At 70.4% G+C, this 20,159-nt stretch carries 24 protein-coding genes; 6 read left to right on the top strand and 18 right to left on the bottom strand.

The window, feature by feature from the left end:
• From KAH28_RS03520 to KAH28_RS03480, 9 genes are all read right to left on the bottom strand, one after another.
• A partial coding sequence (locus KAH28_RS03520; protein WP_290574430.1) for a phosphoenolpyruvate-utilizing N-terminal domain-containing protein occupies positions 1–537 on the bottom strand: 537 nt, incomplete at its 3' end.
• Between the two features lie 7 nt (positions 538–544).
• Positions 545–814, bottom strand: a complete 270-nt coding sequence (locus KAH28_RS03515) for an HPr family phosphocarrier protein (RefSeq protein ID WP_290574429.1) — start codon at positions 812–814, stop codon at positions 545–547.
• Positions 807–1,226: a PTS fructose transporter subunit IIA gene (locus KAH28_RS03510; protein ID WP_290574428.1), complete on the bottom strand. Its 420-nt coding sequence runs from the start codon at positions 1,224–1,226 to the stop codon at positions 807–809. Before KAH28_RS03510 ends, KAH28_RS03515 begins: the two co-directional genes overlap by 8 nt.
• Positions 1,223–2,080 (bottom strand): RNase adapter RapZ, encoded by an 858-nt coding sequence (gene rapZ / locus KAH28_RS03505; RefSeq protein ID WP_290574427.1) that lies wholly within the window; start codon positions 2,078–2,080, stop codon positions 1,223–1,225. The genes KAH28_RS03510 and rapZ overlap by 4 nt, the downstream gene beginning before the upstream one ends.
• A gap of 13 nt (positions 2,081–2,093) precedes the next feature.
• Complete coding sequence (locus KAH28_RS03500; RefSeq protein WP_290574426.1) at positions 2,094–3,041, bottom strand: hypothetical protein; 948 nt, start codon at positions 3,039–3,041, stop codon at positions 2,094–2,096.
• A 5-nt stretch (positions 3,042–3,046) separates the two neighbouring features.
• Positions 3,047–3,490, bottom strand: a complete 444-nt coding sequence (gene ptsN, locus KAH28_RS03495; RefSeq protein WP_290574425.1) for a PTS IIA-like nitrogen regulatory protein PtsN — start codon at positions 3,488–3,490, stop codon at positions 3,047–3,049.
• A gap of 59 nt (positions 3,491–3,549) precedes the next feature.
• Positions 3,550–3,885 (bottom strand): ribosome-associated translation inhibitor RaiA, encoded by a 336-nt coding sequence (gene raiA, locus KAH28_RS03490; protein WP_290574424.1) that lies wholly within the window; start codon positions 3,883–3,885, stop codon positions 3,550–3,552.
• Positions 3,886–3,916: 31 nt separating this feature from the next.
• On the bottom strand, positions 3,917–5,371 hold the full coding sequence (locus KAH28_RS03485; RefSeq protein WP_290574423.1) for an RNA polymerase factor sigma-54: 1,455 nt from the start codon (positions 5,369–5,371) through the stop codon (positions 3,917–3,919).
• A 140-nt stretch (positions 5,372–5,511) separates the two neighbouring features.
• Positions 5,512–6,267: a class II aldolase/adducin family protein gene (locus tag KAH28_RS03480; RefSeq protein WP_290574422.1), complete on the bottom strand. Its 756-nt coding sequence runs from the start codon at positions 6,265–6,267 to the stop codon at positions 5,512–5,514.
• Positions 6,268–6,425: 158 nt separating this feature from the next.
• Here KAH28_RS03480 and KAH28_RS03475 point away from each other — a divergent pair, with 158 nt between their 5' ends.
• Positions 6,426–8,528 (top strand): 5'-nucleotidase C-terminal domain-containing protein, encoded by a 2,103-nt coding sequence (locus tag KAH28_RS03475; RefSeq protein ID WP_290574421.1) that lies wholly within the window; start codon positions 6,426–6,428, stop codon positions 8,526–8,528.
• A 67-nt stretch (positions 8,529–8,595) separates the two neighbouring features.
• Here the strand turns inward: KAH28_RS03475 and dauA are convergent, their stop codons facing one another.
• The 7 genes from dauA to KAH28_RS03440 form a co-directional block, all read right to left on the bottom strand.
• Positions 8,596–10,362, bottom strand: coding sequence for a C4-dicarboxylic acid transporter DauA (gene dauA, locus KAH28_RS03470; protein ID WP_290574420.1), 1,767 nt, complete (start codon positions 10,360–10,362; stop codon positions 8,596–8,598).
• A gap of 87 nt (positions 10,363–10,449) precedes the next feature.
• Positions 10,450–11,214 carry an LPS export ABC transporter ATP-binding protein gene (gene lptB / locus KAH28_RS03465; RefSeq protein WP_290574419.1) on the bottom strand — a complete coding sequence of 255 codons (765 nt, stop codon included), beginning with the start codon at positions 11,212–11,214 and terminating at the stop codon, positions 10,450–10,452.
• Complete coding sequence (gene lptA, locus KAH28_RS03460) at positions 11,211–11,750, bottom strand: lipopolysaccharide transport periplasmic protein LptA (protein WP_290574418.1); 540 nt, start codon at positions 11,748–11,750, stop codon at positions 11,211–11,213. The genes lptB and lptA overlap by 4 nt, the downstream gene beginning before the upstream one ends.
• Entirely contained in the window at positions 11,737–12,303 is a 567-nt protein-coding gene (gene lptC, locus KAH28_RS03455) for an LPS export ABC transporter periplasmic protein LptC (RefSeq protein WP_290574417.1), read from the bottom strand. The genes lptA and lptC overlap by 14 nt, the downstream gene beginning before the upstream one ends.
• A complete protein-coding gene (locus KAH28_RS03450; protein WP_290574416.1) occupies positions 12,300–12,821 on the bottom strand; it encodes an HAD hydrolase family protein in 522 nt (173 codons plus the stop codon). The genes lptC and KAH28_RS03450 overlap by 4 nt, the downstream gene beginning before the upstream one ends.
• Positions 12,818–13,789 carry a KpsF/GutQ family sugar-phosphate isomerase gene (locus KAH28_RS03445; RefSeq protein WP_290574415.1) on the bottom strand — a complete coding sequence of 324 codons (972 nt, stop codon included), beginning with the start codon at positions 13,787–13,789 and terminating at the stop codon, positions 12,818–12,820. The genes KAH28_RS03450 and KAH28_RS03445 overlap by 4 nt, the downstream gene beginning before the upstream one ends.
• Before the next feature lie 98 nt (positions 13,790–13,887).
• Positions 13,888–15,330, bottom strand: a complete 1,443-nt coding sequence (locus KAH28_RS03440; RefSeq protein ID WP_290574414.1) for a deoxyribodipyrimidine photo-lyase — start codon at positions 15,328–15,330, stop codon at positions 13,888–13,890.
• A 102-nt stretch (positions 15,331–15,432) separates the two neighbouring features.
• Between KAH28_RS03440 and KAH28_RS03435 the strand changes: the two genes are divergently transcribed.
• The 4 genes from KAH28_RS03435 to KAH28_RS03420 all read left to right on the top strand — a co-directional run bounded on the left by KAH28_RS03435 (position 15,433) and on the right by KAH28_RS03420 (position 19,212).
• Positions 15,433–16,356, top strand: coding sequence for an ABC transporter ATP-binding protein (locus KAH28_RS03435; RefSeq protein ID WP_290574413.1), 924 nt, complete (start codon positions 15,433–15,435; stop codon positions 16,354–16,356).
• A 4-nt stretch (positions 16,357–16,360) separates the two neighbouring features.
• Positions 16,361–17,113 (top strand): ABC transporter permease, encoded by a 753-nt coding sequence (locus KAH28_RS03430; protein WP_366918117.1) that lies wholly within the window; start codon positions 16,361–16,363, stop codon positions 17,111–17,113.
• Between the two features lie 94 nt (positions 17,114–17,207).
• Positions 17,208–18,683 carry an NAD(P)/FAD-dependent oxidoreductase gene (locus tag KAH28_RS03425; RefSeq protein WP_290574411.1) on the top strand — a complete coding sequence of 492 codons (1,476 nt, stop codon included), beginning with the start codon at positions 17,208–17,210 and terminating at the stop codon, positions 18,681–18,683.
• 31 nt (positions 18,684–18,714) lie between these two features.
• Complete coding sequence (locus tag KAH28_RS03420; protein WP_290574410.1) at positions 18,715–19,212, top strand: nuclear transport factor 2 family protein; 498 nt, start codon at positions 18,715–18,717, stop codon at positions 19,210–19,212.
• 12 nt (positions 19,213–19,224) lie between these two features.
• Here KAH28_RS03420 and KAH28_RS03415 read toward each other — a convergent pair whose 3' ends face one another.
• Both KAH28_RS03415 and KAH28_RS03410 read right to left on the bottom strand, forming a co-directional pair.
• Entirely contained in the window at positions 19,225–19,533 is a 309-nt protein-coding gene (locus KAH28_RS03415; RefSeq protein WP_290574409.1) for a type II toxin-antitoxin system RelE/ParE family toxin, read from the bottom strand.
• Complete coding sequence (locus tag KAH28_RS03410; protein ID WP_290574408.1) at positions 19,521–19,778, bottom strand: type II toxin-antitoxin system Phd/YefM family antitoxin; 258 nt, start codon at positions 19,776–19,778, stop codon at positions 19,521–19,523. Before KAH28_RS03410 ends, KAH28_RS03415 begins: the two co-directional genes overlap by 13 nt.
• A gap of 159 nt (positions 19,779–19,937) precedes the next feature.
• Between KAH28_RS03410 and KAH28_RS03405 the strand changes: the two genes are divergently transcribed.
• Positions 19,938–20,156, top strand: coding sequence for a BolA/IbaG family iron-sulfur metabolism protein (locus KAH28_RS03405; RefSeq protein ID WP_290574407.1), 219 nt, complete (start codon positions 19,938–19,940; stop codon positions 20,154–20,156).
• Positions 20,157–20,159: the final 3 nt, after the last annotated feature.

Raw genomic sequence — 20,159 nt, 5'->3', positions numbered from 1 at the left:
CAGCAGGATGATGTCCGCCGGCGTGATGTCGTCGGCGACCACGATGCGCGCTTCCTCGGCATCGACCTCGGGCGCGTTCTCGGGCGCGGCACGCTCCGACTGCACGAGGTTGCGCAGGACCCGGGCGACGACATGCTCGACGTCGTTCTGCCGCGTGCGCAGGTAGGGGTCGTCCATCTGCTCGAACACCGCGATGAGTGCGTCCCGCGCGCGCCGCAGCGCGCCCTCGGCGTTGAGGCGCTCGTCGCGGATGCGGCCTATCACCGCCTCGCTCAGCGAGCTGTCGTCGAGCATCAGCAGGTGGGTATCGATGAAGGCGGCGATGTCCTGCGGCGTGCCGGCGGGGATCTGCGCGCGGACGTCGCGCAGCTGCTGCTTGGCGCGTTCGTGGGCGGTCTCGTAGCGCGCGATCTCGGCGTCGATCTCGTCCGCGCCGACGGTGTACTCGCGGATCTCGATGTCGGTGCCCGAGATCTTGACGACCCGCCCGATGGCGATGCCGCGCGCAACCCCGATGCCGTGCAGCCAGAGGCTCATGGCGGTCTCAGGCGTCCTCGCCGAAGCGGTCGGCGACCAGATCGGCCAGACAGGCGAGCGCGTGGTCGGCGTCGTCGCCCTCGGTGATCAGCGTGATCTGGCTGCCCTTGGCCGCGGCCAGCATCATCACGCCCATGATCGACTTGCCGCTGACCTCCCGGCCGTCCTTGCGCACGCGCACGTCGGACTGGTGGCGGTTGGCCTCGGTCACGAGCTTGGCCGCCGCACGCGCGTGCAGGCCGAGACGATTGACGATGGTGACGGTCTTTTCAGGCACTGCCTGCTTCCTCCGGACAGAAGATGATGCCGCGGCGGCCGCCTTCAACGGCGGCCTCGGCGAGTGCGTCGAGGTCGAGCGCGGGGTAGTTGAAGACGCGCACCAGCATGGGCAGGTTCAGCCCCGCGAGCACGCGCGTGCGGCCCCTGGCGAGCAGGCGGCTGGCGATGTTGCTGGGAGTCGAGCCGAAGGCATCGGTGAGCACGAGCACGCCGCGGCCGGCGTCCAGGCGCTCGATCATCCGCTGGCCGTCGCGCGTGAGCAGCTCGGTGTCGAGCACGCGGCGGACCTCCAGCACTTCCACGGGCAGGCTGAGCTCGCCGAGCATGTCGCGCAGCGTGTCGAGGAAGAAGCGGCCGAGGCGGCCGTGGGTGACCAGCAGCACGCCCACCGGCGCGTCGCGGCTGCTCATGCGGATAGCTCCTTGTGCCGAAGCTGCAGTTCAGGGTAGACCGCCTTGAGTCGCCGTGCCACGCACTCCGCGACGTAGACGCTGCGGTGCTGGCCGCCCGTGCAGCCGATCCCGATGGACACGTAGGGCCGGTTCTGGCGTGCGAAGGACGGCAGCCAGCGCTCGAGGAAGCCGCTGATGTCGTCGATCATCGTTCCCACGCTGTCGTGCTCGGAGAGCCAGTCGATGACCTCGCGGTCCTGGCCGCTGTGCGCCCGCAGTTGTTCCTTCCAGTGCGGATTGGGGAGGCAGCGCACGTCGAAGACGAAGTCGACGCCGTCCGGCACGCCGTTCTTGTAACCGAAGGACTCGATGGCGATCAGCATGCCGGCCTCGCTGCCGCGCGCCGACAGCCGGATGCGCTCGCGCAGCTCGTGCAGGTTCATGCGACTGGTGTCGATGACCTCGTCGGCGTAGGCGCCGATCGGCTCGAGCAGCTCGCGCTCGGCTTTGACGGCTTCCAGCAGCGGGCGATCCGATCCCGAAAGCGGATGGCGCCGCCGCGTCTCGGCGAAGCGCTTGAGCAGGGTTTCCTCGTCGGCGGTCAGGAACAGCACGCGCGCGCTGAGGCCACGGCTGCGCAGGCGGTCCATGTACTGGGGCAGCCCGCGGATGGCGTCGCGGCTGTCGCGCGCGTCGATGCCCAGCGCGATCCGCGAGAAGCGCTGTTCGGCGATGCGCAGCGCGCGCTTGGCGATCGGCCCGAGCATCTCCAGCGGCAGGTTGTCGATGCAGTAGTAGCCGAGATCCTCCAGCTGGCGCAGCGCCACCGACTTGCCGGCCCCGGACAATCCGCTGACGACGATCAATTCCATCCCGCGCTCCGTGTCATGGCTCGTCCACCTGCGCGTCGATCGCGCGCTGCTGGCGCTCGGCGAAGGCGTCGTCGGCGCGATAGCCCTCCAGGCGCAGCCACTGATCGCGACAGGCGGCTTCGACCAGGGTGGCGAGATTATGCCCGACGCGGATGGGCAGACAGATGGTGGGCAGCGTGCGACCCAGGAAACGGGCTTCGCCGCGCAGCCCCGCGAGCCGGGCGCGGTAGTCGGTGGGGGCGTCGCGCACCGGCAGCAGCTCGAGCAGGAAGTCGACACGGCGGCGCGTGACCAGCGCGGCCTCGCCGAACATGCGCCGGACGTCCAGCACGCCCAGGCCGCGGACCTCGAGGAAACCGTGCAGCAGCGGCGGTGCGCTGCCGCTCAGCAGGGCGCCGGGCAGGCCGTGCAGGTCGACGGCATCGTCGGCGACCAGCCGGTGTCCGCGCGCGAGCAGCTCCAGCGCCAGCTCGCTCTTGCCCACGCCGGCCGGACCCACGATGAGCACGCCGAGCGCGAAGACCTCGGCGAGCACGCCGTAGACCGTCTGGCTCGGCGCGCTGCCGAGCAGCAGTGCCTCGCGCAGCGCATGCAGCGTGTCCGCCGGATCGGCCGCGATGGTCCCGAGCGCGATGGTGGCGGGCAGCAGCGCCGCGATGCGCTCGACATGCTCGCGCATGGCCAGCACGGCCAGCGGCCCGTCCGCGGCCAGCGCTTCCAGGGCCCCGGGTGGTGCCCGCTCCAGCCAGTCGACCGCGGCGCTGCCCGCCACGGCGAGCGGTGCGCAGGCGTGCGGCTGCAGCCATCCGGCGCCGGCCATGGTGGTGTCGGGTGGCGGTGGTCGCTGCCAGGAGACGGCGGTGCCGGCGGCATCCAGGATGCCGGTCAACGCCGGCGCCGGGGCGCGGGCGTCGCCGTCGTCGATGGTGTAGCTGCTTCCTGCCGGCGTCGAGGCCGACACCGGCGCTATCCGTTGAGCAGCTCGGCGGCGGCTTCCGGCGACTCGGCAGCGCGCAGCTGCGCGCAGAAATCCTCGTCGGAGAACTTCTCGGCCACCGCGGCGAGCAGCTTGAGGTGATCCTCGGTCGCGTTCTGGGGCACGATGAGCCCGAACACGAGATCAACCGCCTCGCCGTCGTGGGCGTCGTAGTCGACACCGTGGTTGAGGCGGATGAAGGCGCCGACGGTGGTGCGCGAGTCGGCCATGCGGCCGTGCGGGATGGCAACGCCGTGCCCGAGACCCGTGCTGCCGAGCTTCTCGCGTGCCATCAGCGCGTTGAAGATGTCCGCCTGTGACAGGCCGTCGCGGCCGGCGAGCAGGCCGCTGATCTCCTCCAGTGCGCGCTTCTTGCTGGTCAGCGATAGGTCGGTGCGGACGCGGCTGGCGTCGAGTACCTCGGCGAGCTTCATGTGGTGCGATCCTTCTGGTGAAGGGCGCGGGACCGCAGGGGCGGCCCCGCGCCGGTTGGCTACTTGGCCAGCGAATCCGCCAGCGCGCCCTTCTGTGCCTCGCGCGCGTGGTGATCGCGGCTCTGCTCCTTGTGCTTCTTGGTCTGCCGGTCCAGCCGGTCCGCGAGCTGGTCGATGGCGGCGTACATGTCCGTGTGCACCGCGGAAGCGTGCAGTTCGGCGCCACTGGCGCGCAGCACTGCCTCCGCCTTCTGTTCGAGCTTCTCCACCGTGAGGATGACGTGGGCGTCTATCAGGTGGTCGAAGTGACGCTCGACGCGCTTGAGCTTTTCGGTGACGTAGTCGCGCAGGGCGTCGGTGAGATCGATGTGGTGACCGGTGATATCGAGATTCATGCGGTACTCCCGAACAGAGGGGGATGAATGCTCAGGCCATGCGGCGACGTTCGTGAGCGGGGGGGATGCCCATGCCTTCCCGGTACTTGGCGACGGTGCGACGGGCGACCTCCATGCCCTCGTCCCGCAGCAGCTCGGACAGGCGCGCATCCGACAGGGGTTTGCCGGTGGGCTCCGCCTGGATGAGCCGCTTGAGCTTGGCCTGGATAGCGGTAGCGGACGCGGAGCCTCCTTTCGTTGTGCGGATGGAACTGGAAAAGAAGTACTTCAGTTCGAAGACGCCCAGCGGCGTCAGCATGTACTTGTTGGCCGTGGCGCGCGACACCGTCGACTCGTGGATGCCGAGCCGCTCGGCGATCTCGCGGAGCACGAGTGGCCGCATGTGCTCGACGCCATGTTCCATGAAAGCGGCCTGCTGTTCAACGATGCAGTGCGCCACCCGCAGCAGGGTGTCATGACGGGCGCGCAGCGCCGAGACCAGCTGCTTGGCCTCCTGCAGGTGGCGGCGCAGCGTCTGCTGCTCGTCGGAGCGCTCGGCACGCCGGACCAGCGCCGCGTACTGGCGGTTGATGCGCACGCGCGGCACGGCCTCGGGGTTGAGATGGACCTGCCAGATGCCGTTGCGCTTGGCGACCAGCACGTCCGGCACCACGTAGTCCGGCGGCGCGCCCTGGAAGGCGCGGCCGGGGTGCGGCGACAGGCCGCGGATGCACTGGATGGCGGCGTTGACGGTATCGGTGTCGCAGCCGACGGCGCGCGCCAGACGGTCGTGATCGTGGCGCGCGAGCAGGTCGAGATGGTCGCGCACGATGCGCCGCGCAGTGTCCAGCACGTCGTCGTCGACTTCGTGCTCGGGGTGGCGCAGCTGCAGCAGGAGGCACTCCGGCACGTCGCGCGCGCCGACGCCGGTGGGGTCCAGGCTCTGCAGCATGGCCAGGGCCTCGTGCAGCGCCTCGGCGCGCGTCTCGTCGTCGCCGGCCAGTCGCTGCGCGATGCCGTCCCAGTCGTCGAGATAGCCGTCGTCGTTGATCGCGTCGATGAGATGCGCGAGCAGTTCCCGCGCGACGCCCTCGAGCGTGCAGAGGTTGGCCTGCCACGCGAGATGCTCGCGCAGGTCGCCGGCCTCGTGAAGATTGGCCTGCTGGTACTCGTAGCGCTCGGTGTCGCCGCTGCTGTCACGCCAGCCCGAGTCCTCCATCGACCAGTCGTCGGCGGTGCTCGCCGGTGCGTCCAGCTCGGGCGCTTCGGCGGTTGCCGGCTGCTCGGCGTCGGGGCCGCGCTCGGACGGGTTGAGCAGCACCTCGCCGTCGCTTCCGGCACGGTCCTCGCTGTTCTCGACCGTCTCCAGCATGAAGTTCTGGTCGAGCATCTCGGTGACTTCGGCCTGCAGCTCCAGACTGGACAGCTGCAGCATGCGGATGGCCTGCTGCAGCGCCGGCGTCATCGCCAGGCTCTGGCCGAGCTTGAGCGAAAGCGACTGCTTCATGACCGCAGCTTGCACGAATCTTGCATAGCGCTGATTGTAGCGCCCGCGAGCGACGGATGTCGCCGTTGCGCCCACCGCCCGACGGTCGCGTGCGCGCCGTACGTCGGTCGCCGCGTGCACGTCCGGGCGCTGCGCGGCGTTCAGGCCTCATAGCCGGGATTGACCCGGTCGAGCCGGCGCAGCAGGCCCGGCCATACCAGTGCCGCACCCTGGTTGTGGGTGACCTGCCGCTGCATGCGCTCGGCGCCGGCAAGGATATCCGGGCCGATGCGCGTCTGTTCGCCGCCGCCCGAGAGCGCGCGCACCTGGATCGTGCACGCGGCCTCGAAGAGGTACATCTCGAGGAAGGCCTCGGCGACGCTGGCGCCGACCGTCAGCAGCCCGTGATTGCGGAGCATGAGGAAGCGGGCGTCACCGATGTCGGCCACCAGCCGCGCGCGCTCGTCCTCCTCCAGCGCCACCCCCTCGTAGTCGTGATAGGCGAGGCTGGCGAGCACGAACAGCGACTGCTGCGACAGCGGCTGCACGCTGTCCTTCTGCGCCGACACGGCGACCCCGTTGAGCGAATGGGTGTGCATGACGCAGGCCGCATCGTCGCGGGCGCCGTGGATCGTGCTGTGGATCAGGAAGCCGGCCGGATTCACCGGCCACGGGCTGTCCTCGACCTTGTTGCCGGCGGCGTCGATCTTGACCAGGCTCGAGGCGGTGATCTCCTCGAACATCATCCCGTAGGGGTTGATCAGGAAGTGGTGCTCGGGCCCCGGCACCTTCGCCGTGAGATGCGTGAAGACGAGGTCGTCCCAGCCGAACAGCGCCACCAGCCGGTAGGCCGCCGCGAGATCGCGGCGGATGGTGGCTTCGGTCTCGACCGGGGTGTTGTCGCGTGCCTGGCTCATGCGCCGGTCTCCTCCGGGGCAGTGGGCGATTCACGCTACGCCGCCGCCGCCGTCATCACAAGTGGCGCGCCTGTCACGACGCCGCAATGCCCCCTTAACGGCACGGTCACGGGCGGTGCTTAGCCTCCGCGAGGCTTTCCACTACCCGAACGATTCCCATGCGCGCAGACCGTCGATTCCTGTCGCTGTTTCCCATCGTCGCGCTCGCGACGGCCACCGCCGCCTGCGACGGCCTCAACAACACGCTGCCCGGCGACGACGGTGGCGGGAACCCGGTCATCGAGCCGGACTTCGAGCTGCAGCTGCTGCACTTCGCCGATGTCGACGGCGGCGGCACCGCCGCGCTCGCCAACGTCGACGCCTTCTCGGCGCTGGTCGACGCCTTCCGCGCGCAGCGGCCGGACAGCACGGTGCTGCTGTCCTCCGGCGACAACTACATCCCCGGCCCGATCTACCAGGCCAGCGCCGAGGATGCGCTTGCCAACGCCGTGGGCGTGCCCGGTGTCGGGCGCGGCGAGGTGGCCATCCTCAACGCGCTCGGTCTGCAGGCCTCCGCGGTGGGCAATCACGATCTGGACGGCGGTCCCGGCGAGTTCGCCGGCATCATCGGCGCCGACGACGCCTGGTCCGGTGCCGCTTTCCCGTATCTGTCGAGCAATCTCGACTTCGGCGCCGATGACAGCACCAGCGACCTGGCGAACCCCGGCGGCAGTGACGCCGCTGACATCGCCGGTGAGCTCGCGCCCAGCGCAGTGCTGACCGTCGGCGGCGAGCGCATCGGCGTGGTCGGCGCGGTGACGCCGACGCTGCCGTCGATCACCAGCACCGGCAGCATCGGTGTCGCGCCCGACGACGTCAGCGATGCGCTGGAAGCCATCGACGCGCTCGCCGCGGCCATCCAGCCGGCGGTCGACGCCCTGTCCGGCGATGGCATCGACAAGATCATCGTGCTGGCCCACATGCAGCAGATCGCCGTCGAGCAGGCACTGGCCACGCGTCTGGAGAACGTCGACATCATCGTTGCCGGCGGCTCCAACACGCTGCTCGCCGACGCCAACGACGACCTGCGGCCCGGCGACAGTGCTGCCGACGACTATCCGCTCGTCTACCGGTCGCCGAGCGACGAGCCCGTGCTGCTGGTCAATGTCGATGGCGACTACAAGTACCTCGGCCGGCTGATCGTCGGCTTCGACGAGAGCGGCGTCATTCTCGAGGATACCCTCGATCCGGCCGACAACGGCGCCTGGGCCGCCATCGACAGCGTGGTCGACAGCGTGCAGGGTGCGCCCATCGGCGATGTCGTGGATGTGGCCGACGCGCTGCGCGGCGTGCTCGGCGACAAGGACGGCGTCGCCACCGGCATCACCGAGGTCTTCCTGGATGGCCGCCGCGGCAGCGTCCGCACCGAGGAGACCAACCTCGGCAATCTCACCGCCGACGCCAACCTCTGGTACGCGCGCCGCGCCGACGAGGACGTGGTCATCTCGCTGAAGAACGGCGGCGGCATCCGCGCGGCCATCGGCACCGTCACCCAGCCGGCCGGCTCGAACGATCCGGACGATGTCGTGCTCGGCCCGCCCGATGCCAACGACTTCGGCAAGCCCGCGGGTGGTGTCTCGCAGCTCGACATCGAGACGGCGCTGGCCTTCAACAACGGCGTCGCCATGGTGACGCTCACCGCGGCGGAACTCCGGGACGTCATGGAGCATGCCGTCTCCGCATTCGCGCCCGGCGTCACTGCCGGCCAGTTCCCGCAGATCGGTGGCATGGCCTTCTCCTTCGATCCCGGCGCCACCGCGCGCAGCGGCGGCGATACCAACCAGGGCGCAGCCACCACCGGCGAGCGCATCCGGACCCTGGTCGTGACGCAGCCCGGCGGCGGTACCGACACCGTCGTGGCCGGTGGCGCACTGCAGGGCAACCCGAGCCGCACCTTCCGCATGGCGGTGCTCAACTTCCTGGTCGGCTGCGTGCCCGACAGTGGCGGGGAAGCCAGCGACGACTGCGGCGATGGCTATCCGTTCAAGGGGCTGAGCAACCCGCAGCGCGCGGATCTCGACGCCGATTTCGATGCCGCCGAATACGATGCGGGCGCCTTCGACTTTTCGCCGTCGGGTGGCGAGCAGGACGCGCTGGCCGAGTACCTCGCCGCGTTCCACGCCGATGCCGGCAGCGCCTTCGACGCCGCCGAGCAGGCGCCGGCCGACGACGCGCGCATCCAGAACCTGGACGCGCGCGAGGACGGCCTGGCCGGAGGTTGATCGCGTCGCCCTCGCCGGCGATGGCGGGGCGCCGCTTCCGACCGCGACGGTGAGCGCGGGGCCGCTGCTAGAGCGGCTTCGCGCTCCCGTGCGCGGTTGCCGCATCCGGTTCCGTGTCGGCGCCCTCCCAGCGCCGCGCGGTTCCGGCCGCGCGGTCGAGCCCGCTGCAGTAGGTCAGCACGCCCGGAGACCGGCGGATGCCGGCGCGGCGCAGCTTGAGGATGATGCGGGCCGGGAGTCCGACCAGGATCAGCGCCACGCCGCGTTGCTGCATGTCATCGATCACGCCGCGCAGGGTCACGATGGCGGTCGCGTCCATGCTGGGCACGTCGTGCATGTCGATGATGACGGTCCGCACGTCGGGATCGATCCGGTGCAGCGTGGCGAGTGCCTTTTCCGCCGCCGCGAAGAAGAGCGGGCCGTTGACGTCGTAGACCGCGGTCGAGGCGGGCAGCGGCGTGCCGCTGTCCCCGCGGGGCGCGTCGACACGGTCGGCGTGCGTCAGCAGCGCCATGCGACGGATGAACAGCGCACCGGCGAGGCCGGTGCCCACGGCCACCGCCACCACCATGTCGACGAACACGGTGAGCCCGAAGCAGGCCACGAGCACGGCGACATCGCCGGGCGGTGCCGAGCGCAGCGTGCGTACGAAGTGCCGGGCTTCGCTCATGTTCCACGCCACCACGAACAGCAGCGCGGCCAGCGCGCTCATCGGCACCAGGCCGAGCAGGGGTGCCAGCGCGACCATGGCCAGCAGCACCACCAGCGCGTGCGTCACCGCGGCGATCGGCGAGCGCCCGCCGCTGCGGATGTTGGTCGCCGTGCGTGCGAGCGCGGCGGTGGCGGTGATGCCGCCGAAGAACGGGGCGACCAGGTTGGCGAGGCCCTGGCCGACGAGCTCGCCGTTGGCGTCGTGGCGGGTTCGCGTCATGCCGTCCGCGACCACGGAGCAGAGCAGCGACTCGATGGCGGCCAGCATCGCGATGGCAAAGGCCGGACCAGCGAGGTCGCGGATCAGTGCGAGATCCACGCGCAGGGTTTCGCCGTCGGCACCGGGAAGGCGCCAGGGGAGGACGGCCGTCGGCGGCGCCGGGGGTACGCCGCTGCCGCTCTGCTCGCCGATCCGCCATTCGAACTCGGACGCGATGGTGGCCACCGGGGCGCCGTCTCCGGGCATGACGTGATTGGCGACCCATGCGGCCGCCGCGCCGGCCGCGAGCCCGATCAGGGGCGCCGGTACCGGGGTCTTCAGGCGCGGCCAGAGCAGCAGTGCCGCGAGGGAAAGGACGCCGACGGCGAGCGTGCTCGGGTGCAGTTCGGCCAGATGCGCGACGGTGTCGGCGAGGCTCGCCAGCAGATGGCCCGCTCCCGCTCCGTCGAGGCCGATGAACTGCGGGATCTGCAGCGCGGCGATCACCAGCGCGATGCCGCTGGTGAAACCGAGCACCACCGGATAGGGAACGAACTGGATGAGGCGTCCCATGCCGCCGAGGCCCAGGGCGACGAGGATGCAGCCGGCCATCAGCGTGGCGATCAGGAGGCCGCCGAGACCGTGCTCGGCGACGATGGGGAACAGGATGACCACGAAGGCGGCGGTCGGCCCGGTGACGTTGAAGCGCGAGCCACCGGCCAGCGCTGCCACTGCTCCTGCGACGATGGCCGTGTAGAGGCCGTGCTGCGGTGGCACACCAGTGGCGATCGCCAGCGCCATCGACAGCGGGACCGCCACCATGCCGACCGTGATGCCGGCCAGCGCATCCCGGCGGACGTCGGAGAGGTCATAGTGGTCGCGCAGGCTGGCGCGGAGCGCGCTGAACAGGGGGACGGAGAACATGGCGTGGCGGTCGCGGTGCGGTTCCGGATGAGGCTCGGCCCGGAATCTTAAGGCCTGCACCGGGGCGATCGCGGCGCGTGCCGCCTGTCAGCGCCGGAAGTCGTGTCCCAGGTAGACCTCGCGCACCTGCTGGTTCTGCTCGATCTCGTCGGGCCGGCCCTCGGCGATGACGCGGCCCTCGGCCAGGATGTAGGCGTGCGAGCAGATGCCCAGCATCTCGCGCACGTTGTGGTCGGTGACCAGCACGCCGATGTCGCGGGCGCGCAGGTGCTGCACGATGCTCTGGATGTCCTTGACCGCGATCGGGTCGACGCCCGCGAAGGGCTCATCGAGCAGCACGAAGCGCGGATTGGCGGCCAGCGCGCGCGCGATCTCCACGCGCCGGCGCTCGCCGCCGGACAGCGCCATGCCGAGGTTGTCGCGCACGCGGCCGATGTGGAACTCCTCGAGCAGGCGTTCCATCTCCTCGTTGCGCCGGGCGCGCGAGAGATCCCTGCGCGTCTCCAGGATGGCGAGGATGTTCTCGGCCGTGGTCAGCTTGCGGAAGACGCTGGCTTCCTGCGGCAGATAGCCGACTCCGCGCCGGGCGCGCACGTGCATGGGCGTGCGCGTGACGTCGTGCCCGTCGAGCGTGATGGTGCCGCCGTCGGCCGCGATCAGCCCGACCATCATGTAGAAGGAGGTGGTCTTTCCGGCGCCGTTGGGGCCGAGCAGGCCGACGACCTCGCCGGCGCGCACGGTCAGCGAGACATCGTGGACCACCGTGGTCTTCTTGAAGCGCTTGTGCAGGTTGCGCGCGCTGAAGACGCCCGGGCCATCGCTGCGCGGCGCTGCGTCGTCGTCCGGATTCATTCGCGCAGATCCTCGACGGTCTCGGGGTCGATGGTGATGCGGACGCGCCCACCGCTGCCGCCGTTCGCGGTGATGCGCTGGCTGGCGATCTCGTAGCGGAGCTGCTCGCCGCGCAGGCGGTCGGTGCCGCGGGTCAGTGCCACCGCGCCCTCGAGCTCGACCACGCCGCTGCCGCGGTGATAGGCGATGCGCTGCGCCCGTGCCTCGATGGGGCGCCGGTCGGACTCGCTCTCGGGCGGCGTGTGCGTGAGCTCGGCGGGCTGGCCGCTGATGCGCACGTGCACGCCGTCGTCGGTGTTGCGCTCCAGCACCAGCGTGTCGCCGCGGACTTCCAGGTTCCGGCTGGTGAAGACGACATCCCCGCTGTAGCGCATGTTGCCGTCGCGGGTCAGCTCCGCGGACGATGCCGATATCTCCATGGGGGCCTGGCCGGCGAGGCGATCCGGCACCGCGTCCTGTGCGCCGGCGTTGCCGCCCAGCGTCATCGCCGCCAGCAGCACGGCCGCGCCGCAGGTGCGCCTGTCAGGCCGGGTCATCGTATTGCATCCGTACGTTCTCGAGGACCCGCAGCCGGCCCCCATCCCAGTCGGCGCGCAGCCCGGTGCCGCGCATGCTGCGGCCGGGGCCGTCGAGCCGCACATCGGCGTCGCTGCGCAGTTCCCGGCTCCCGGCGTCGGCCGTCAGTCGCGCCAGCTCGCCATCCAGCGCGGCGCCGTCCGGCCACTGGCCGGCGATCGTCACGCCGCCGGTCAGCTCCAGCGCGCGCGTTCCGGCGGGGACTTCGCCGCGCGGCGCCTGCAGCGACCACACGTCGTGGTTGCCCAGACCGATGACGCGCGGTGCCTCGATGGCGACGCGCTCGCTCGCGAACACGGTGAGCGCTTCGGCGCGAACGCTGAACAGCGGTGCGCCGGTCTCGTCGCTGCGGGTCCACCGGGCGCCGCGCACCGTGTAGCGCGGCGGATCGGCGACGGCCACCGCGGTGTCGCCGGTCGGGCCGCCGCCGTCGCTCAGCATGCTGCCCAGCCACAGCACCGCCGCGGCACCCAGCAGCAGTGCCAGCCACCAGTCGCGCGCCGGGCGCCTCACGCCTCGCGCCCCCGGGCCGCGAGCACCAGGTCGGCGGCCTCGCGCACGGCGCCGAAGCCGCCATCGTGCTGGCTCGCCCAGTGCGCGACCGCGCGGGCACGAGGATGAGCATCGGCCACCGTCAATGCCAGCCCGACCCGTTCCATGAGCGGCAGGTCGGGCGTGTCGTCCCCCATGGCCGCGCACTCGGCGTCGGTCAGGCCCAGGGCGTCGCGCACGCGCTCGTACTCGGGCAGCTTGTCGGCGACCTGCAGCGCGATGTGCTGCACCCCCAGCCTCTCCAGGCGGCGCTGGATGGCCTGTGACGGCCGGCCGGAGATGACGGCGACGGCGATACCGGCCTCGAGCAGCAGCTTGATGCCGAGACCGTCTCGGACATGGACCGTCTTGAGCTCGGTGCCGTCCGGTGCCAGCCACAGCCGGCAGTCGGTGAGCACGCCGTCGACGTCGAGGAACAGACAGCGGATGCGCGCCGCGCGCGTCGCCACCGTCTCGGTATTCGGGAATGTCCGGTTCATGCGGCTCCGGCGCGCAGCAGATCGTGAAGATGGACCACGCCGCAGATGCGGCCTTCCTCGTCCTCCACCAGCAGGCTGGTGATGGCGTGTTCCTCCATGCGGTGCACGGCCTCCGCCGCCAGCGCGGAGCTCGCGATGCGGCGCCCGCCCTCGGTCATGACCCGGCGGACCGGGACCGCGTGGATGTCGGTGCCGGCCTCGAGCACGCGGCGGAGATCACCGTCGGTGAATATGCCCACCACCTGCTCGTCGGTGCCGGTGATCACGGTCATGCCCATGCGCTTGCGCGTGACCTCGAGCAGCGCCTCGGCGAGCGGCGTCTCCGCCGTCACGCTGGGTACGTCGTCGCCGGTGTGCATGAGATCCGCCACCTTGAGCAGCAGGCGCCGCCCGAGCGCGCCGCCGGGATGACTGCGCGCGAAATCCTCCTGCGTGAAGCCGCGCGCCTCGAGCAGCGCCACCGCCAGCGCGTCGCCGAGCACCAGCGTGACCGTGGTGCTGGCGGTGGGCGCCAGATTGAGCGGGCAGGCTTCCTGTGCCACCGATATGTCCAGATGCACGTCGGCCATGCGCGCCATGGTCGATTCCGGCTTGCCGGTCATGCTGACCAGCGGCACGCCGAGCCGCTTGATGAGCGGCAGGATGGTGACCACCTCGTGCGTCTCGCCGGAGCTCGAGATCGCCAGCACGACGTCCTCGCGCGTGATCATGCCGAGGTCGCCGTGGCTGGCCTCGCCGGGATGCACGAAGAAGGCCGGCGTTCCGGTCGAGGCCAGCGTTGCCGCGATCTTGCCGGCGATGTGCCCCGACTTGCCCATGCCGGTCACCACCACGCGCCCGCGACACCCCAGGAAGAGCTCGCAGGCCCGGGCGAAGGTGTCGTCCACGCGCGCGTGCAGCGCATCCAGAGCGGCGCGCTCGATCTCGATGACGCGGGTTCCGAGGGCTTTGAGTGCGTCCTTGTCCATGCACGCGTTCGGGTGGCAGCGGGCGGCGATGTCGCCGCGCGCAGTGTAACCGGTGGCGGTATCGGTCTCCGCGCGTGCGCGTGCGGCCTTGAGCGGGATCAGCCCTTGATGCGCTCGTAGGCGTCGAGCGCACGCCGGCGCGTGGCCTTGAGGTCGACCATCGGCCCGGGGTAGTCGCGGCCGAGCACGATGCCCGCCTGCTGCAGCGTCTGCGGCTTCGCGTCCCAGGGCGCGTGCAGCGCGTCGTCGGGCAGGGTGGCGATCTCCGGCACCCAGTGACGCACGTAGGCGCCGTCGCCATCGAACTTTCCGCCCTGCAGCACCGGGTTGAAGATGCGGAAGTAGGGTGCGGCGTCGGCGCCGCAGCCGCCGGCCCACTGCCAGCCCAGGGTGTTGCTGGCGAGGTCGGCATCGACCAGCGTGTCCCAGAACCAGCGCGCGCCTTCCTGCCACGGGATCAGCAGGTTCTTGGTGAGGAAGGACGCGACGATCATCCGTACCCGGTTGTGCATCCAGCCGGTGTGCCACAGCTGGCGCATGCCGGCGTCGACGATGGGAACGCCGGTGCGGCCGGCCTGCCAGGCTGCGAGGTCGTCCGCATAGTCGTCCGGGCTCCGCCACGGGAAGGCGTCGAAGCGCCGGTTGAGCGGCGTGTGCGGCGTCTCCGGATAGTGGTAGATGAGGTGATACGCGAATTCGCGCCAGATCAGCTCGCGCCGGAAGTGGTCCACGCCCTTCGATTCGGGCGCCGAGACCGCGCATTGCCACGCTTCGCGCGGCGAGAGGTCGCCGTGGTGCAGGTGCGGTGACAGGCCCGACGTGCCGTCGATGCCGGGGAAGTCGCGCTCGTCGTGATAGGCACCGGCGGCGCTGCCCTCGAAGAAGCGTGCGAGGCGCTCGCGGGCGCCGTCGCAGCCCGGTCTCCAGTGCCGGTAGAAGCCGGCATCCCAGTCGATGCGCGGCAGCAGCCGGAGCGCCTCGATGGCGTCCCTGCCGGTGGGCAGGTCGGCTGTGCCCGCCGGGGAGGGGACGGCGTCGGGCGCGGGAAGCGGAGCGGCGATGTCGCCGAACTTGGCGAAGGCGCGGCCGAATGGCGAGTAGACGCGGTAGGGATCGCCGTTACCGGTGGCGAGCGCCCAGGGTTCGACCATGAGGCTGCCGTTGTGGCTCTCCACGGTGATGCCGTCGTCGCGCAGTGCACTCTTGAGCGCGGTGTCGCGCACGATGGCATCGGGCTCGTAGCAGCGGCACCAGTGCACGGCATCGGCGCCGATGGCACCGATCAACCGGCGCAGCTCGGCCAGGGTGTCGCCGGCCACGACCACCAGCCCGGCGCCGCGCGCGCGCAGCGCCTCGTCGAGCGCCACCAGGCTGTGGTGCAGCCACCATCGCGAGGCGCCGCCCGGGGGCCAGTCGCCATCCTCGTGGGGCGCGTGCACGTAGACCGGCAGCACGTGGTCGGCGGTGTCCAGCGCCGCGTGCAGCGCGGGCTGGTCGCTGACGCGGAGGTCGCGTCGGAAGAGGACGATCGCGGTCGACATCGCGGGTCGCAGTGGCTCGGCGGTATACAATGGGCTGATGCTAACCGCCTCCCAGAACCGGCCTCGGTCCCGTTCCGAGCGTTGTCGAGGATCGCGTCCGGCATGAGCGCGGAAACCGCCATCGATGTGCGCGGCGTCACCAAGCGCTTCGGCGCGCTGACCGCGCTGAATTCGGTCGACCTGCAGGTGCAGCGCGGCGAGTTCTTCGGTCTGCTGGGGCGCAACGGCGCCGGCAAGTCGACGCTCATCGGCATCATCTCCGGTCTGGTGCGCGCCACCGGCGGGGATGTCTCGGTGCTCGGCCACGACGTGGTGCGCGATTTCCGCGCCGCGCGCCGGAGCCTGGGCGTGGTGCCGCAGGAGCTGGTGTTCGATCCCTTCTTCAAGGTCATCGATACCTTGCGCCTGCAGGCCGGTTACTACGGCTGCGGGCGCGAGTCCTGGCCGTGGATCGACGAGCTGCTCGAGCGCCTGGAACTGAGCGACAAGCGCAACGCCACCATGCGCGCGCTTTCCGGCGGCATGAAGCGGCGCGTGCTGATCGCGCAGGCGCTGGTGCACCGGCCGCCGGTGGTGGTGCTGGACGAGCCCACCGCGGGCGTCGATGTCGAGCTGCGCCGCACGCTGTGGACCTTCGCGCGCGAGCTGCACGCCGCCGGCCACACCATCGTGCTGACCACGCATTATCTGGAGGAGGCCGAGGACCTGTGCTCGCGGGTGGCCATCGTCGATCGCGGCGCGGTCAAGGTGGTGTCGAGCACGCGCGATCTGCTGGCCTGCCACCAGTTCCGCTTCCTGCGCGTGTCGCTTTCGGGTGCGCCGCTGCCGGATCGCTATCGCGAGCAGGCGGAGTCGGTGGCCGAGGGCGAGTGGGAACTCAAGCTCGACCGCAGGTCGCAGCCCATCGGCACCGTGCTCGAGGATCTGCGGGAGGCCGGCTGCCGGGTCGAGGACATCGCCACGCGCGAACCCAGCCTCGAGGATGTCTTCGTCGCGCTCACCGAGGGGAACGCCCGTGCAGCCTGAGGTCATGAGCCTGCGCGCCATCGTCACCAAGGAGGTGCGCCGCTTCTGGAGCGTGCTCGGCCAGACCGTGACCGCACCGGTGGTCACCGCGCTGCTCTTCCTGCTGGTGTTCTCGCACGTGCTGGAGGGGCGCGAGTCCGGCTATCCGGGCGTGGCCTACACGCAGTTCCTGGTGCCGGGCCTGATGATGATGCAGGTGCTGCAGAACGCCTTCGCCAACACCTCGTCGTCGCTGGCGCAGAGCAAGATCATGGGCAACATCGTGTTCCTGCTGATGGCGCCGCTGTCGGCCCGCGACCTGTACATCGGCTACATCAGCGCGGCGTTGCTGCGCTCGACCCTGGTGGCGCTGGCCATCTTCGTGTTCACCTGGCCCTTCGTGCATCTGCCCATCGCGCACCCCTTCGCGCTGCTTGCCATCATGCTGCTGGCCGCCGGCACCATGGGCTCGCTGGGCATCATCGCGGGCATCGTGGCGACCAAGTTCGATCACATCGCGGCCTTCCAGAACTTCCTGATCATGCCGCTGACCTTCCTGTCCGGCGTGTTCTACTCGGTGCACGGGCTGCCCGAGCTCTGGTACGAGATCAGCCTGTTCAATCCCTTCTTCTACATGATCGACGGCTTCCGCTACGGCTTCTTCGGTACCGCTGACGTCTCGATCTGGCGCAGTCTGGCGTGGAGCCTGGGCTTCTTCGCCGCCACCGCGACCACGGCCATCGCCTGGCTGGGCAGCGGCTACCGCCTGCGCGGCTGACGTTACCGGCGCGAAACTGCCGGAACGGGTAGGGCGCCGCGTGCGCGGCGCTGTCACCATGGCCGGATACAAGACCGCCACAGGAGGAGACGCCATGGCGGCAGCACAAGCACGGGGTTCCGCGCGCGACCCGCGCGTCGTGATCATCGGGGCCGGCATGTCCGGTCTGCTGATGGGCATCCGCCTGAAGCAGGCGGGCATCGACGATTTCGTCATTCTCGAGAAGGCCGCCGATCTGGGCGGCACCTGGCGCGAGAACACCTATCCGGGCATCGCCTGCGACATCCCGTCGCACTTCTACAGCTATTCCTTCGCGCCCAACCCGGGCTGGAGCCACTGGTTCGCGCCGGGCGGCGAGATCAAGGACTACTTCGCGAGCGTGGCGCAGGCGCACGGCCTGCCGGCGCGCATCCGCTACAACAGCGAGGTCGCCGAGGCGCGGCGCAGCGACGGCACGTGGCGCATCCGCTGCACCGACGGCACCGAGATGGAAGCCGACATGGTGGTGGCCGCCACCGGCGTTCTGCACCATCCCCGCATGCCCGACATCCCGGGCCTGTCCGATTTCCGCGGCGCCTGCTTCCACTCCGCGCAGTGGCGGCACGACGAGCCGCTCGACGGGCGCCGCATCGGCGTCATCGGGACCGGCTCCACCGCCACGCAGATCACCGCCGCGCTGGTGCCGCGCGCGGGGCAGCTCTCCCTGTTCCAGCGCACCGCGCAGTGGGTGTTCCCGCTGCCGAACCCCGAGCACTCGCGCTTCGCCAGGTGGTGCTTCCGCCGGCTGCCCGGCGCGGGCCGGGCCTGGTACCACCTGACGCGTCTGCTGTTCCAGTGGACCTTCTCGCGCGCCGTGCTCGGCCACAACCTGGCGCATCGGATGCTGGCCGGCATCGCGCGTCGCAATCTCGAGCGCAGCGTGCGCGATCCGGCGCTCCGCGAACGCCTGCGGCCCGACTACGAACCGTTCTGCAAGCGCCTGATCATCTCGCCGGACTTCTACGACAAGATCCAGCAGCCCAACGCCGAGCTGGTGACCGCCCCCATCGAGCGTGTCGAGACCGAGGGGGTGCGCACCACCGACGGCCGGCTGCACGCGCTCGACGTGCTGGTGCTGGCCACCGGCTTCGAGGCGCAGCGCTACGTGCGACCGCTGCAGCTGATCAACGAGCGTGACGAGACCCTGGAAGAGGCCTGGTCCGGCGGCGCCCGCGCGCTGCGCTCGGTGGCGGTGCCGGGCTTCGCCAACTTCTTCATGGTGGCCGGGCCGTACACGCCGGTGGGGAACTACCCGCTGATCCAGACCTCCGAGATCCAGGCCGACTACATCATGGCCTTCGTCGAGCGCTTCCGGAACGGCGAGGCCAGTCGCTTCGAAGCGCGCCCGGAGGCGCTGGAGCGTTTCGTCCGGGACATGGATGCCGGCTCCGAGCGCACCATCTGGCGCACCGGCGGGTGCCAGAGCTGGTATCTCGACGAGCGCGGCCGCATCTCGATGTGGCCGTGGAGCTTCGAGCGCTTCCGGCGCGAGATGCGCCGGCCGCAGTGGCAGGAGTACACGGTGTCTTAGCGCACACCGCAATCAAAGGGGAGATCACGCGATGTCGACAACCGAGGAACGCCTCGACCGCATGGAAGCCATCGAGGCGCTGCGCCGCCTCAAGCACGAGCATTACTGCCTGGCGGTCGATCGCGCCGTGTGCCGCAGCGATCGCGCCGAATACGACGCCCTCGTCGAGCGGCTGGCGCCCGACATCGAGGTCAGCTTCACGGGCTTCGGTCGCTTCAGCGGCAAGGAGGCGGCGGCGCCGTTCTTCATCGACGGTGTCGGCAGCATGCTGAGCTGGTGCCAGCACCGCGTCGGCAACCCGATCATCGACGTCGACGGCGACACCGCGCGCGGGCAGTGGACCGTGTTCTGCCCGGCCATCGCCACCGACGCCGCGCCCACCGGGCCCGGCCCGATCATCATCGTGGGGCGCTACGACGAGCGCTATCGCCGCACCGACGGGCGCTGGTACTGGACGCATCTGGACGCCCGGCTGGAGCTGCTCGGGCCGGCCGAGGCCTTCTGGCAGGGGGCGACCTGGGCGGAGTGAGTCCCGGCTCGCTCAGCCTCCGTGCAGCGAGCTCGGACGAAGCTGCCGCTCGCTGCGCACGACGTGCAGAACGTAGACGGTGCCTTCCTGCTTCTCGTGCCGGTAGATGACACGACAGGGCGGCTCCACGATCTGCCGGTACCGCTTGCCATCGAGTTCCGGCGGAAACGATCCGCTGTCCGGATGCGACTCGAGATGGTCGATGTGCGCGAAGACCTTCCGGACCAACGCGCGAGTGGCAGGAGCGTTGTCCAGCGCGTTGTAGTCGGCAATCGCGTCGAGGTCGGCGAGGGCAGGCTCCGTCCAGACTACCGCAGCCATCGAGCCATCTTGGACCTGGCCTGCTCGTGGGAGAGCGTGCGGCCTTCATCCAGGGCCTTCTCCCCGCGGGCGATGCCCTCGAGCAGCTGCATCTTCGCCTGAAGCCTGTCGTAGCTGTCGACATCGACCAGATAGGCGGAAGGGAGGCCGTGCTGGGTGATCAGGATCGGCTCCCTGTCGCGGGCCAGGTCCTTCAGCAGGTCGGTGGCTTTCCGCTTCAGCGTGGTGACGAGCTCGGTGCGCATCCAGTGATACTAGAGTGGCACTCGCGGGCCGTGCAAGTGCGGGGCGGCGGAGCGCTTCCCCTGCACCCCTGGCGGCAAGCTCGGGGCTGACGGGCTATCGCCACCGCGTTGACGCCGGCTCGGAGTACAATTGCGGGTTCAGCCAGTTACCGGCAGATCATGCAGGCGCAAGAGATTCAGCAGCTCATCGAATCGGGCCTCCCCGGCGCGCAGGTGACCGTGCGCGGCGACGACGGTCAGCATTTCGAGGCCGAGATCGTCTATTCGGGCTTCGCCGGTCATTCGGTGCTGGCGCAGCATCGCATGGTCTACGCCGCGCTCGGCGAGCGCATGGGCGGCGAGATCCACGCGCTGGCGCTGCGTACCCGGCCCGAGTAGCGC

Origin of the sequence: Algiphilus sp., assembly GCF_023145115.1 — a bacterium.
Classification (GTDB): domain Bacteria; phylum Pseudomonadota; class Gammaproteobacteria; order Nevskiales; family Nevskiaceae; genus Algiphilus.
Note: the sequence above shows the minus strand (reverse complement) of the source record. Positions and strands in the feature narration are given on the sequence as shown.